The sequence below is a fragment of the Desulfovibrio psychrotolerans genome, assembly GCF_013340305.1.
GTDB classification, from domain to species: Bacteria; Desulfobacterota; Desulfovibrionia; order Desulfovibrionales; family Desulfovibrionaceae; genus Halodesulfovibrio; species Halodesulfovibrio psychrotolerans.
On record NZ_BLVP01000036.1, the window covers coordinates 37,016 to 50,592 of the forward strand.

10 protein-coding genes are annotated in these 13,577 nt (G+C 54.1%); 2 read left to right on the top strand and 8 right to left on the bottom strand.

Features of this window, described 5'->3' with window-relative positions; translation table 11 throughout:
• Positions 1–15: 15 nt before the first annotated feature.
• A complete protein-coding gene (locus HUV26_RS14660) occupies positions 16–3,219 on the bottom strand; it encodes a DEAD/DEAH box helicase (RefSeq protein WP_174410890.1) in 3,204 nt (1,067 codons plus the stop codon).
• A 257-nt stretch (positions 3,220–3,476) separates the two neighbouring features.
• Here HUV26_RS14660 and HUV26_RS14665 point away from each other — a divergent pair, with 257 nt between their 5' ends.
• Positions 3,477–5,144, top strand: a complete 1,668-nt coding sequence (locus tag HUV26_RS14665) for a peptide-binding protein (protein WP_174410891.1) — start codon at positions 3,477–3,479, stop codon at positions 5,142–5,144.
• A 22-nt stretch (positions 5,145–5,166) separates the two neighbouring features.
• Complete coding sequence (locus tag HUV26_RS14670; RefSeq protein ID WP_174410892.1) at positions 5,167–7,317, top strand: RelA/SpoT family protein; 2,151 nt, start codon at positions 5,167–5,169, stop codon at positions 7,315–7,317.
• 209 nt (positions 7,318–7,526) lie between these two features.
• Here the strand turns inward: HUV26_RS14670 and HUV26_RS14675 are convergent, their stop codons facing one another.
• From HUV26_RS14675 to HUV26_RS14705, 7 genes are all read right to left on the bottom strand, one after another.
• Positions 7,527–8,183: a GNA1162 family protein gene (locus HUV26_RS14675; RefSeq protein WP_243451410.1), complete on the bottom strand. Its 657-nt coding sequence runs from the start codon at positions 8,181–8,183 to the stop codon at positions 7,527–7,529.
• 11 nt (positions 8,184–8,194) lie between these two features.
• Positions 8,195–8,734 carry a DUF4810 domain-containing protein gene (locus HUV26_RS14680; RefSeq protein WP_174410893.1) on the bottom strand — a complete coding sequence of 180 codons (540 nt, stop codon included), beginning with the start codon at positions 8,732–8,734 and terminating at the stop codon, positions 8,195–8,197.
• Positions 8,731–9,051, bottom strand: a complete 321-nt coding sequence (locus tag HUV26_RS14685) for a hypothetical protein (RefSeq protein ID WP_174410894.1) — start codon at positions 9,049–9,051, stop codon at positions 8,731–8,733. The genes HUV26_RS14680 and HUV26_RS14685 overlap by 4 nt, the downstream gene beginning before the upstream one ends.
• A 3-nt stretch (positions 9,052–9,054) precedes the next feature.
• Complete coding sequence (locus HUV26_RS14690; protein WP_205245158.1) at positions 9,055–10,035, bottom strand: CsgG/HfaB family protein; 981 nt, start codon at positions 10,033–10,035, stop codon at positions 9,055–9,057.
• Between the two features lie 454 nt (positions 10,036–10,489).
• Entirely contained in the window at positions 10,490–11,473 is a 984-nt protein-coding gene (locus HUV26_RS14695) for a PDDEXK family nuclease (RefSeq protein ID WP_174410895.1), read from the bottom strand.
• 94 nt (positions 11,474–11,567) lie between these two features.
• Positions 11,568–11,897, bottom strand: coding sequence for a GrlR family regulatory protein (locus HUV26_RS14700; RefSeq protein WP_174410896.1), 330 nt, complete (start codon positions 11,895–11,897; stop codon positions 11,568–11,570).
• Positions 11,898–12,333: 436 nt separating this feature from the next.
• The gene (locus tag HUV26_RS14705) at positions 12,334–13,404 is read right to left on the bottom strand and encodes a site-specific integrase (RefSeq protein ID WP_174410897.1); all 1,071 of its coding nucleotides are present in this window, start codon (positions 13,402–13,404) and stop codon (positions 12,334–12,336) included.
• Between the last annotated feature and the right edge of the window lie 173 nt (positions 13,405–13,577).

The following is a 13,577-nucleotide window of genomic DNA, read 5'->3' on the forward strand; positions in this document are numbered from 1 at the left end:
TTCTGTACTCGGCGATCAGACTTCAAACAGCATTTCAAGGTCGGAACGGGTGAGCGACTTCCATGTCTCCTGACCGGGGATAATGGCATCGGCTACGCCCTTTTTCATTTCCTGCAGCTTCAGAATCTTCTCTTCCACTGTGTTGGAGCAGATCATCTTGTAAGAGAATACCTGCGCCGTCTGCCCTATGCGGTGGGCGCGGTCGGTTGCCTGGTCTTCCACGGCAGGGTTCCACCACGGGTCGTAGTGGATAACGTAGTCTGCACTGGTAAGGTTAATCCCTGTGCCGCCTGCCTTGAGCGAGATGAGGAAGATGGGAATTTCCGGCGTGTTGTTGAACCGGTCCACCTGCTCAAAACGGTCTTTGGACGTACCGTCCAGATACGCGAACGGAATTTCCGATATCTGCAGCCACGAGCGGATAATGTGCAGCATGGAGACAAACTGCGAGAAGACCAGCACCTTGTGCCCTTCTTCCACTATGTCGGTCACCATGTCCTTGAATGCGTCAAACTTGCCGGAGGGCAGGTTGGTGGAAAAGCCCGGCATGTCCAGCTTGAGCAGGCGCGGGTGGCAGCAAATCTGCCGCAGTTTGAGCAGGGCATCCAGAATGGACATCTGGCTCTTTGCCATGCCCTTCTGGTCCACGTCCGAGAGCACCTGCTGGCGTAGTTTTGCCGCAAGCGCGGTGTACAGTTCCGCCTGTTCGTCTGCCAGGGCGCAGTACTGAACGTTTTCTATCTTGGGTGGCAGGTCTTTCGCCACTTCTGACTTGGTGCGTCGCAGGATGAACGGCTTTACGCGGTTGCGCAGGTAATCCAGCGTGTCCGCATCCCCATCCTTGATAGGCTTGATAATTCCTCGCTGGAAGGCGTGCTGCGAGCCGAGGAACCCCGGCATGAGGAATTCGAACAGCGACCACAGTTCGAACAGGTTATTCTCAATGGGCGTGCCTGAAAGGCAAAGCCGCTGGTTGGCCTTAATCTTCCGCACGGAGCGGGCGGTGATTGTGTTGGGGTTCTTGATGTTCTGGGCTTCGTCCAGAATAATGCAGTTGAATTCGTAGTTCTGCAGTTCCTCAAGGTCGCGCCGCAGAAGGGCGTAGGTGGTGATAACCAGCTGCGATTCCTCAATCTGCTTGAACATGTTCTCGCGGCGGGTGCCGTAGATGATGAGCCTGCGCAGGTTGGGAACAAACTTTTCCGCCTCGCGGTCCCAGTTGGGCAACACGGATGTGGGCACTACAATAAGGTTGGGGGCGGTTGCACCCATTTCCACCATATGCTGGATGAAGGAAAGGGTCTGTATGGTTTTGCCCAGCCCCATCTCGTCCGCCAGAATACCTCCAAAGCCATACTCGCGCAGAAAGTTCAGGTAACTGAGCCCCTGTGCCTGATACCCGCGCAGGGTTGCATTCAAACCACTGGGCGGCAGAATCTGCCGTATCTCGGTAAAGGAATGAATCTTTTCCCTCAGGCTGTTCCAGAACGGGTCTGTATGCACATCGGGCAGGTCTTCCAGCAGATTATCCAGTGCGGGCGCTTCAAACTGCTCAAACCGCTGCTTGGGCGGCTTTTCCGGGTCCAGCCCCATGGCACGCAGCTTGTGGGCCAGCTTCTCCAGCCATGACTCCGGCAGGCTGGTGTAGGAACCGTCCTTGAGCTGCACATAGCGCTTGCCCTGCACCCATGCCTTCCAAATGGCGTCTATGGGTACGCGCTGCCCTTCGTACTCCACCTCTATCTCCAGCGAGAACCACTTCTCTTCCTCGTTGGATTCCACCTTGGCGGTTATGCCGGGGGCGGCAAGGCGCACCTTGTATTTAGAAAGGGCCTTTTCGCCGTACACGCGGTACTGGGCAACCAGCTTGGGGTAGGCGTCCAGCAAAAAGTTAATGGCCTCTTCCGGCTCAAGGAACCACACGCGGTTGCTTCTGGGCTGAAAGTTCATCTCCAGCAGCAGATTGGTGAGGGCGGCTTCCTCTTCCTGCATGCGGCGGATGAGGTAGGTGGTTCCTTCAAAGGAATAGCTGCCTGTCATAAAACTGGGATTGGGGCCGGGCAGCAGAAATTCTCCATGCAGCGTTTCATAAAGGTTCTGAATTTCCAGCGTGAGCAGCGATCCCTCTTCATCCAGAAAGAGTTTGGGATTGTATGTGGCAGGCACGAAGATAGGTTCCATGTGCTTAAGGAACTCTTCCTGCCCGAAAAGGTCGGTGGAAGGCAGCTGCGTCCACACTCTGTCCAGAAATTCGGGAATATCTTCCTTCTCCACAATGGGCGGATTGGAGGCAAGGGTCTGCACCAGCGCGGAGTTCAGGCTGGTATACGCGGGATAAAACCCCTTGTTCCAGCAGACCCATAGTGGAATCTGCCCGTGAAACGTAGCCTCGCTGTCCACAATGGATTGCGGGGGCTTGCCCTCGCTGTGGATCATCATGTCAAAGGTAAGGCCGGATTCTTTGAGCTGCGGCTTGAGCTTAAGATCCATGGTGCCTGTTTCAATGCGGCAGGGAGAGTCCGTATCCTGCCAGAAAAGATAGTATTCCCGCTTGATGGTCCACAGAAACCATGTGAGCAGCCCGTCGGGAATTTCCACACGATGCCCGAAGTAATCGTTGTAACGTCCTATCTGCTGCGCCACCTTGGGCAGGTTGGGAGAAAGTTCGCACCAGTCGGCGTTTTCGATTATCTGCTCCAGCGTTACCTCGCTGTGCACGGTGGAAAGGCCGGATTTATTCTGCCGGGCGCGGAAAAAGGCAACTTGCAGGCGTCCCGGTTCGGGATGAAAGCGGTAGATGAAATAGTGCCGGCCTGCTTCCGGTTCTATGGCGGTGGAGAAAAATGAGCGGAATATCTGCCGCCAGTCGCTTTTGGGCTTTTGCGGTTCTGCCTCTTCTCCGCCACGGGTTTCCAGCGAAGAAAGGAACTTGAGCGCGGCTGCCCCCACATGGCGGCAGGCACCGGAAAAGGCCTCCGGGCAGTTGCACAGGTAGTTCACCGAGTCTTCGTCAGAGTCCACGGACAGGCGGGGGGAATATATCTGAAAATCCTCGCCCTGCACGGTCCCTTCAATATCCCAATATCCTTCGCTCTTTTTCAGGCTGATTTTCTGAACGCCGCCAGACTCCAGAATGGAGCGGGAACCCTCGATGATATACTCGGGGATGGTGTCTTCTACCAGATTCTGCAATAGCTTCTTCGCCGCTGCTTCGTCCATGACTGTCCGAGGCTCCTTTACAAACTGGATGTGTCTCGATGAAAAACAGGTGAGAGGTGCCGCCCGCAGCCCCCAAGCACAAGGCGGACCGAGAAGTTATGCGATTTCACACCGAATTTCAATAGGGTGCGGTTCTGCTCCCTTGATACTTGACGGTTTTCAGCGCAATATTATGCGTATGCGGGCTAGAATACCGTATCTACCGGAATTGGCAATAGCGTGAGAGAACAATGAACCATACGCGGAGAACTGGGCGCATGAGTATGTATAGGGTTTTGATATGCTTTGTCTTTATGCTTGTTGCCACCGGCTGCGGCAACACCGGGAACGAGGCCGTAAACGCAACCGGCAAGGCTCCCGTGGCCTCGGTTGCGGGCAACGCCTCGCAGGAACCTGCCGCGCAGGATGAAGTTTCTCCGCAGTATGGCGGCAGGTTGGTGCTGGGCACCATCGGTGATTTCTCCAATATGATTCCCATTCTTACGTCCGATGCCGGTTCGCATGAAATTGCCCAGCGCCTGTATGTCGCGCCGCTGCGCTATGACAAAAATCTGGAGATAGAGCCGTGGGCTGCAGAATCCTTCACCGTGCAGGACGAGGGGCGGCGCATACGCATCGTCATGCGCAAGGATGTGTTCTGGGAAGACGGAGAGCAGCTTTCCGCACGCGATGTGGAGTTCACCTACAAGCTGATGGTAGACCCGAACACGCCCACGCCCTATGCGGACGACTATCTGCAGATCAAAAAGTTCACGCTGGTGGATGATTTCACGTTCGAGGCGGAATATGAAACACCTTTCGCCCGCTCGCTTATCACATGGATGCACGACATACTGCCCCGCCACCTGCTTGAAGGGCAGGACGTGGTTTCCTCTCCGCTCACAGAGCGCCCTGTGGGGGCCGGCCCTTACCGCTTCAAGGAATGGGTTCGCGGTTCCCGGCTGGTGCTTGAGGCAAGCGAAACCTATTTCATGGGCAAGCCATACATAGAAGAGATCGTCTACCGCATTATCCCCGACCTTTCCACCATGTTCCTTGAACTCAAGGCAGGCAAGCTGGATATGATGAGTCTTACTCCCCAGCAATACCTGCACCAGACAAACGGCCCGGAATGGGAGGCTTCGTACCGCAAGCACCGCTATCTGGCGTTTGCATACGCCTATATGGGCTACAATCTGGAAAACCCGCTTTTTCAGGATAAACGGGTCCGTCAGGCCATCACCCACGCGCTGGACAGGCAGGGTATCATCAAGGGCGTGCTGCTGGGGCAGGGAGAGTCCACCGTGGGCCCCTACAAGCCGGGAACGTGGGTTTACAACGAGGACATAGAGGATTATTCCTATGATCCCGCCATGGCTAGGCAACTGCTGGCCGATGCGGGATGGACGGATTCGGACGGCGACGGCGTGCTGGACAGGGAAGGGCGCCCCTTCGAATTCACCATTCTGACCAATCAGGGGAACGAGCAGCGCATAAAGACGGCCACCATCGTCCAGAGCCAACTTAAGGAAGTGGGCATAACGGTGCGCATCCGCACTGTGGAGTGGGCCGCCTTCCTCAAGGAATTTGTGGATAAGGGCCGCTTTGATGCGCTGATACTGGGCTGGAATATTCTGCAGGACCCTGATATCTCTCAGGTGTGGCACTCGGCTCAGGCGCGCGAAGGCGGACTGAATCACGTGAAGTACCGCAATCCGGAGCTGGATGCGCTGCTGGACAAGGGCCGCACCACGCTGGACAGGGCCGCCCGCAAAGCCGCGTACGACCGCATTCAGCAGATTCTGCACGAAGATCAGCCCTATTGCTTCCTGTATGTTCCCTATTCATTGCCCATACTTCACGCCCGCATCCGGGGCATAGAGCCCGCCCCCGCAGGCATCACGCACAATATGGACCGCTGGTGGATTTCCACGGAAACGCGGTAGGACGAGGCTGGAAAGAAACCATATGATACGGATTCAGGAAATACTGGACAAGGTCACAGAGGTGAACCCCGAAGCCGACGTGGCCCTGATTCAGAAAGCCTATGTGTTTTCTGCCGCCGCCCATGCGGGGCAGACGCGCCTTTCCGGCGAGCCGTACCTTTCGCATCCGCTTTCCGTGGCATACCGGCTGGCAGAACTGCGCATGGACGAGGCCACCATCTGCGCGGGGCTGCTGCACGACACGGTGGAGGACACCAGTGCGTCGATCGAAGACATAGACGCCCAGTTCGGCGAAGAAGTGGCCGACATAGTGGACGGCGTGACCAAGATAAGCCTCATGACCTTCGACAGCAAGGAAGAGGCTCAGGCAGAGAACATCCGCAAGATGATTCTCGCCATGGCGGAAGACCTGCGCGTGCTCATAGTCAAGCTGGCAGACCGCCTGCACAACATGAAGACGCTGGATTTCCAAAAAGCGCACAAGCAGAAGCTTATTGCGCAGGAAACGCTGGATATCTACGTCCCCCTGGCCAACCGTCTGGGGCTGCACCGTATAAAGCTGGAACTGGAAGACCTGAGCTTCAAATACTTAAAGCCGGATATCTTCAACTCCATAAGCGACTGGCTGGATAACAACAGGCAGTCCGGCAGCGAGTATATGGAACGTGTCATGGACATGATCCATAAGATACTTGAGGAAAACGGGCTGCATGCCAAGATAAAGGGGCGGCTTAAGCACCGTTATTCCATCTACCGCAAGATGTTGCAGCAAAACCTTACACTGGATCAGGTGCACGATATTATCGCCTTCCGCGTCATAGTGGATGATGTGCGGCAGTGTTATGCCATTCTTGGTCTGGTGCATGCCATGTGGAAGCCCGTACACGGGCGTTTCAAAGATTATATCTCCATGCCCAAGGCCAATATGTATCAGAGCCTGCACACCACCGTTGTGGGGCCAGAGGCCGAGCGCATAGAGATACAGATCCGCACGCACGAGATGGATCAGCTTGCCGAGCACGGGCTTGCCTCGCACTGGCTGTACAAGGAAGGAGCCAAGGTCAAGGCCAAGGATGTGAAGCAATTCGCGTGGCTGCGCGAGCTTCTGGACTGGCAGAAGATGGAGAGCGACTCCCGCGAGTTCATGCGTACCCTCAAGTACGACCTGTTCAAGGACGAGGTGTATGTCTTCACGCCCAAGGGGTCGGTCATCGAGCTGCCGGAAGATGCCAGCCCCGTGGATTTTGCCTATGCCATCCACACGCAGGTGGGCGACCACTGTTCCGGTGCCAAGGTAAACGGCAAGCTGGTGCCCCTGAGCACGCCGCTTAAAAATGGCGACACAGTAGAGATAATCACCGACAACAACCGGCATCCCAGCCGCGACTGGATAAAGTTTGTCAAAACGGCCAAGGCACGCACCCGCATAAACCACTATATCCGCACAGAAGAACGTACCCGCAGCATATCTCTGGGCAAGGAGATGCTGGAAAAGCAGGGCAGGCGTCTGGGCGTAAACTTCGCCAAGGTGCTCAAAGAAGGCCTGCTGGAGATTGTGGCAGAAGATTTTTCGCTCAAAAGCGTGGAAGATCTGCTCTCGCATGTGGGATACGCGCGGCTCACGCCGCAGAAGGTGCTGCGCAAGCTGCTTCCCAAGCCGGAGGAACAGGCTGCCCCTCTGGTGGAAGAGGTGCGCCCGCAGGATGCGCAGCGGAAGAACAAGCACGCAGAGAGCATCAGCATAAAGGGCGTGGACGACGTGCTGGTGCGGTTCGCCAAGTGCTGTAATCCTGTTCCGGGCGATGCCATTGTCGGTTTCATCAGCCGGGGCAGGGGGGTTACAGTGCACACCTCCGACTGTTCTAACGTGCAGGGGCTGGAGGCAGAACGCCTCATCCCCGTCTACTGGGATGGCTTTGAAGACAAGCCGTATCCCGCCCGCATCCGCATTGTTTCCAAAAACGTGGTGGGCGGGCTTTCCCGCGTTTCCACCCTGCTGGCGGAGGAGAACGTGAACATAGATTCCGGCACGTTCCACTCCACGGTAGACGGCAACTCGGAAATCGAGCTTACGGTAGAGGTGCGGGACGCCGCGCACCTTTATCAGGCCATAGACAAGCTGCGCACCCTTCCCGGCATGCTGGAAGTGGTGCGGGCCTCTTCTGCCGAATAGGGCACAGGAAAAAACGCGTGTGCTTCTGCTATACTGCAGCAGCACACGGCACTGCTGAAAAAGCAATACGGCCCCGGTGTTCAAAGCACCGGGGCCGTTTCTCGTTGTTGCTTGTGCGGGCTGCCGCAGGCATGCGGGGGCCAAAGAGGGGGCTATCCCCTGTCGTTTGCCCCTGTCGTTTATCCCAGTTGCAAGCCCTTGCTCTGCCCTTACTTCAGGATGGTAATCTTCTCTTCCCCGTCCTGAAGGTGCCGGGGATTGTGCGGCCCCACCGGCATGGGAGCGTAGGAGATGTAGTTGGCTTTGCGGGCATGGGGCACGTAGTCTGCGGCAAGAGCGTTTATGGCGGTGGCAACCACGGCAACAAAGATGTTGCCCGAACCCCCGCTCAGATCCACCGCCACGCGTGCATGGTTTTTCCACAGAACCTCATTGGTTTCCGTAGACCGCAACTCGCTGTCAAATGCCACGGTCAGCGAACCGCCTATGACAAAGTAGACCAGATCCCATTCCGTAATGCGCGTAAAGAGCACGCAATCCGCCCCGAACTTTTCTTTGAACATGCTCGCTGGAGCATCATACAGCAGTTCGGTGTCGTACAGGCCTTCATGTTGCATGATCTCAGAGACCACGGGAACCGGGAAGATGTAATATCCCTTAAAGGACAACGGTTCGGCAATGGTGGTGCTGTAATATGCCTTTGCGTCTGCCGCCGTGGTCATGTTCATGGGCGGAAGCACAAGAATGGACTTGGGCTGCTCCGCGTACATGCCGGGATACCGCTCCTGCTTGGTCATAGTCGTGGCGCAGCCGGAGGCAAAAAGGGCCAGTCCAACCAGCATGAGTACAAGAGTTTTTTTCATCATGCGTATCCCCTTTACCCTTGCTGTGCTTCTTGCGGTGTTTCAGCGGTGTCCGCAGGGCTGGTCGCCGCCGGTGCGTCCGTATCGGTTCCACCGGCAGGAGCTGCCTCATCCGCATGGGGCTGGGCATCCGTCACAGGGGGCGCGATCTGTTGTCCCTCGTCTGCCTTGCCATCTTCCGGCTTGGCGGCATCACGGTCAATCTGCCGCTGTGCCACCTTGCTCAGCATGTCCATGAACACGCCGGATTCCGGGTAGAGTTGGCGTTCCTTTTCGTACCAGCCAAGCGCGTCCTTCGGCTTGCCGGACTTGAACAGCAGAAAACCGTATTCCGCATATATTCCGGGCGGAACAGACAGGTTCTTTTTTGCAGCCACTTCCACAATGCGTTCCAGTTCAGCCTTGTGCCGCACCTGCGTTTCTTCGCAGTCGTTTTTCGCCATGGCGTAGCACGATTCAGAGTAGTCGCACCATTCGTACTGTTGCTGTCTGGAGCCGCAGCCGGCGCACAGTATCACGCAGGCAAGGCTGAAAAGGCAGATCAGATTCTTCATGGTACAAGAATCTCCTTGGTCTGCCCGGTGCCCACAAGTACTTCGCGGTGCACTATAACCGCGTCATTCCGGGTTATGACCACAGTGTGCCTGCCGGGGCTAACCTCGTACCACTGCGGTTTGGGTTGCTTTTTGTCGTATCCGGCGGGGCGCAGCAGGAAAGGGGCTGCATCGTCAATAGAGACCATGGCCCCGCGCGTGTCGCCGACAAAAGAGAGCCACGAGACGTCTGCCTTGGACACAACGCCGTCATGGGCACCGCAACCGGCAATGAACAGTACGGCAGAGAGCATAAGGAATGCGAATATGCGTTTCATGGATTACCTCGCAGGGGCCTGAATGATAAGGGTGTCGTACTGCCGGGCGGCATCCCACTGCGCAAGGTCGCCGGATTCCAGCGAGCAGAAAGATACCTCGTCAGCGGCAGAGGAACCGGCCGTCTGCGCCACGCGCAGGCTTGCCACCTTTTTGCCGGGCAGGGTGATGAGGGTATTGGTCTGGGGGTTGTTCACCTTTTTCCCTTCCTGCATCACGTCAAACACGTCACCGGCCTTTATGCCCTGCGAAGCGCCGCCCCCCATGATGTACAGCCCCTCTTCGCTGCCCAGAATGTAGCTGCGCCATGGCTTGTTCATCAGGTTTTCAATAAGATTGGAGGCCACATCCGTAATGGCGGCGTCTATGGCTTTGTCGTTGATGGAGGAATCATAGCCCTGACGCGCCCCCACGCCAAAGACCGATCCCGCTTCGGAAAAGGCTTCCCCTTCGCCTTCTTCGGAGTAGATGATTTCACCCGTGTACACATCAACAAGGCGGATATTCACCTTGGCAAAGGCAACCTGCTTTTTGGTGCGGCTGAATATGCCCACATCGCCCGTTTCCTTGCGACCGAATTCGGAAATGGAGCCGACAATCAGATAATCGGCCATATTGCGCAGGGGAGAGGCGTTTCCTATGCCCAGTTCCTTTTGTACCTTATCCAGATCGGCACGTTCCAGCAGAATGAACTTTTCCGTGGCCATCAGCTTGTTGGAAAGAATATCCACAGCTTGTTTGCCAATACGGTCGTTGTTCTCGTCCAGAAAGAAGCTCTGGCCGTATTTGCTTTCGTTGGTAAAGCGGGCAATGGCCACTTTACGCTTAAGTCCTTTGTACGGCTCGTCCGCCGCCTTGGCGATAACGGGACTGACCACCTGCTTCGGCCCGGTGGAATCAATTTTTTCCGGCTTCTGCACGGTGGCGCACGCGCAGAGCGAAAGGCAGGCCAATACCGTAAGTAGCCGTTGCAACATTACAATCATTACTCTCCCCTAGTGTGTAAATGTTAACAGATATACAGGTAGGGGGTTTTTGTGAGTTACTTTGATAAGAATTGCAACAACAAAGTGGGTAATCGATTCTTAAGGAAATATTTTGATGGGTGGAGCGATGCTCCTATTTGTGAATGAGTTGCGATTGGTGGGGGGGTGGTTGTGCTGGGAGGGGGGGCTCGGGGGAGGGGCATTTGGGTGGCATTGAAGGGGGAAAGAAAAAACCCCAAGATTGTTTTCAACCTTGGGGGGTTGTCGTTGTTTGGGCAGCGAGGGTGGAATTTTAGCAACCTCGCTGGCGCATTCCAAAGACATTGGAATTAGGGGATGGTACACGATTGACGGAAATATGTTGAGCCAATGTGTACTAGTATTGTGAACCACATTCTTGCTGGATACAAAAGACCCATAAGGGATGTATGCTGTTTAAAACCGAGGAAGAAAATTAAAAAGGAACATCATCATGAAGGCTGAACCTGTCCACCTCTGGCAAGGCTCCCTTAGGGAGGGGCAAATTAGCTACGATGAATAGATCGAGAATGTCGTTTCGCTCCATGAACATGATTTGCGATCGTTTGGCCGCATCTAGCTTGTTTCCAAGCCAATTTCGCGCCTGCTTGGTAATCTCCCCTCCTGAAACTATAAACGCATGATCAACCAGTACGCGCCGATTTAGCTCAGGATCGAATACTTCATGACCGAGCATCATGGAAACTTGATTGTATATTTCCGCAATGTTGTTAGAACCATTTTTTCCCATACCTGCAGCATCCAGTCTTCCCTTTTTTGCCTGTATCCCAAAGTAGATAACATGAAGTGTAGGCAAGGTGAATTTCATCCAAACATCCTTGCCGTACTCCAAGGCCTTGTCTCTGTGGCCTGCAGAAGTTATGCGGTGATATCCCAATTGACGAAAGAGCGGCAACAGCACCTCTTCAATCAAATCGTCTTCCGAACATTCACTGAGATAGGTTTCTAGAAGCCGTCTTCGCTCTAATTCGAGAGGAGTCATCGGACGGTGCGGACTGTCCATTTGGGCGACTACGTTTGTTGCAATGTGGCGCAACTGTGCCGTTTCTGTTTCGTCGTAGAACACCTCCCAGCCTTCACGCTTAAGTACAACGTTCAACGCAGCCAACGCTTTACTTCTATCTTTATCTCCGTCATGAGCTTCACTCTTGTCAAGTACAGAGCGGATGATACGCACAAAAGCATCAGGCAGAATCGCAGGATTGGTCTGTGGAAGCGCCAAAACATCCCCTAAACGATCGGCAACCCATGCAGCTCGTGTAGTTCCGTCATGAGTATAATCAAGTCCGCAATCATTAAAAAACTCAGTGATGAAGTAGCTTGAGCGATACTTGAAAAAACCAACATCTCCACAAATTATTGCTCCAAGTTCGCGGAGAGTTTTCATCTTCCACTTCATTTGTAATCCTTATAATATGGACTTCGCTACATAGCATGTGGTGACGACAAAATCAAAAGAGGGAAGGGCACTTCCCTCTTTCGGTAAATACGAGTTAAGCAAGGTCTCGCAACTTATTCATTTCAAAAACCATCTGCCGCTGAGGTGCTCCAACGGGATGCCCTTGTCCTTTAATGGTCCCCGCACTGACTTCTTTACCTGAAAGGACTAGGTCGATTTTTTCAACATTTCCAAAAATGTTGTTGCGCGGTCCTTTCCAGTGTTTCACTTCGACCTTTGCACTAAAATTATTAGGGTTTTCTTCGTAGGTTCCGGCGTAAAGGTAGCTGAGATCTCCCCCATGAGCCTTGCCACTACTCAGAACAACCAATCCTCCCCCAGCACCTCCTGAAGTGCCAAACTCAACGTAATAAATGCCGTCCATGACAATCTCCTGCTTCAAGTTAAAGGTTTAGTGAGCGTATACATACAACGCGATATTGTGCAATTGTATTCTGTTTACTCAGTAAACATGAGGAGATTCGTTCATGTAACCCATGGCGATTAAATGAATAATACATTGGCTTGAGTGGTGATATACGCTTATCTTCTGTGCCATCTCAATGTACCCCACAGCCCAAACGAAAAGCCCCCAAGATTGTTTTCAATCTCAGGGGCTTGTTATTCTCATGGCGGAGAGGGTGGGATTCGAACCCACGTAGAGGCTATTAACCCCTAACTCGATTTCGAGTCGATGAATAGCCGCATTCGTGTTTAGTGAAATTGTGTAGTTACAGCATGATACGCTATTTTATTATGCCTCAAAATGCCGTCGAAAGACACTTTGTGTTTCAGAATCACGCCACAAATCACGCCGCGAATCACTCTTCATTTTGTGCCTTAGAAGCCTCAATTGGCGAGGGGTTGAAGGCATCAAGAATGGAGTGGTCAACCTGCAATTCATGTAGGTATATTTCCGTAGTGCGGACGTTCATGTGTCCAAGGAATTTTTGAATCTGGCGCGTGGTGGCCTTGTGGGAATCGGAGATACGCGACGCCACATGGTGCCGGATGGCGTGAGCTGTAAAAGGCTTTTCAAGCCCGGCACGTTCACAAACGCGCTTGAATAAATCGCGGATGAATCCGCTAATGCGGTGGTATGGTTGGCCTGTAAGTGGGTTGGGAAAAACATACGGGTTTGTTTTGTCCCGTTCTTCCCAAATGCCCCATAGCAACGAATGCAACTCTTCATGTATCCCGAGTACGCGCGGCTCTTTGTTGCCCCCACGGCGCTTTGAAGTCCAGAGGCGGAGCGCCCGCGCTTCGAAGTTTACATCTTCCCAGGTCATGCCCAGGACTTCGCTTAATCTGGCGGCGGTAAAGTACAGCGTGTCGATGATCTGGCGTTCTTCTTTTGTCGCAGCCATGCGGACGGCAGCTATATCTTCTGCGGGTGGAACATAGCGCACATATGATTTAGTCGCGTATGATTCTATGGAGATGGCGGGATTATGAACGGTATGCCCGTGTTTCATTCCCCATTTGAATAGAGTGGAGATTTCGCGGAGGTCACAGTTTGCGGCTGTTTCTCCGCGTTCCTCTTTTTGAATGCGTAGATACTCTGCCAAGTGGTCCCGCGTTACATCGCGGAGCAGGATGGTATAGCCTGAAAATGCTAAAACGCGGCGAAAGGTGCCGCGTTTATAGATGTACGTGTTTCTTTTACGTCGATCTTGTATTTCGGTGAGATAGGCATTAGCAAGTTGCTCTAAGGTTATGAGGGTCTGCCGCTGATGCTGCGGCTGAACGGGGGCTTTTTCTGCGTCGCGTAGCCAATCGCGGGCTTCCTTCTTCGTTAGAAAGCCCCGCTTGCAGGCAATGCGTTTCCCCCCGGCGTACAGTTCCGCTTTGTACCGCCTCCCTTGCTTTGTCTGATATGTCGCTATCGCCATAATTAACCCCGTTGTTTCGTACCAGGAACGCTTTGACGTCCTCTACAGAAAAACGGGCGGCGCGTCCATCCGTTGCCTTGAGGCCGGGCAATATGATGTGAGGCAGCAATTTCCATACATCTTGCAAGCGCCGATATGACATACCAAGCGCCTTTGCAAGCTGCTTGAGGTTA

Coding starts and splice junctions, on each gene's coding strand:
- HUV26_RS14660 (WP_174410890.1), bottom strand. CDS start 3,219: ATGGACGAAGCAGCGGCGAAGAAGCTATTGCAGAATCTGGTAGAAGAC.
- HUV26_RS14665 (WP_174410891.1), top strand. CDS start 3,477: ATGAGTATGTATAGGGTTTTGATATGCTTTGTCTTTATGCTTGTTGCC.
- HUV26_RS14670 (WP_174410892.1), top strand. CDS start 5,167: ATGATACGGATTCAGGAAATACTGGACAAGGTCACAGAGGTGAACCCC.
- HUV26_RS14675 (WP_243451410.1), bottom strand. CDS start 8,183: ATGATGAAAAAAACTCTTGTACTCATGCTGGTTGGACTGGCCCTTTTT.
- HUV26_RS14680 (WP_174410893.1), bottom strand. CDS start 8,734: ATGAAGAATCTGATCTGCCTTTTCAGCCTTGCCTGCGTGATACTGTGC.
- HUV26_RS14685 (WP_174410894.1), bottom strand. CDS start 9,051: ATGAAACGCATATTCGCATTCCTTATGCTCTCTGCCGTACTGTTCATT.
- HUV26_RS14690 (WP_205245158.1), bottom strand. CDS start 10,035: ATGATTGTAATGTTGCAACGGCTACTTACGGTATTGGCCTGCCTTTCG.
- HUV26_RS14695 (WP_174410895.1), bottom strand. CDS start 11,473: ATGAAGTGGAAGATGAAAACTCTCCGCGAACTTGGAGCAATAATTTGT.
- HUV26_RS14700 (WP_174410896.1), bottom strand. CDS start 11,897: ATGGACGGCATTTATTACGTTGAGTTTGGCACTTCAGGAGGTGCTGGG.
- HUV26_RS14705 (WP_174410897.1), bottom strand. CDS start 13,404: ATGGCGATAGCGACATATCAGACAAAGCAAGGGAGGCGGTACAAAGCG.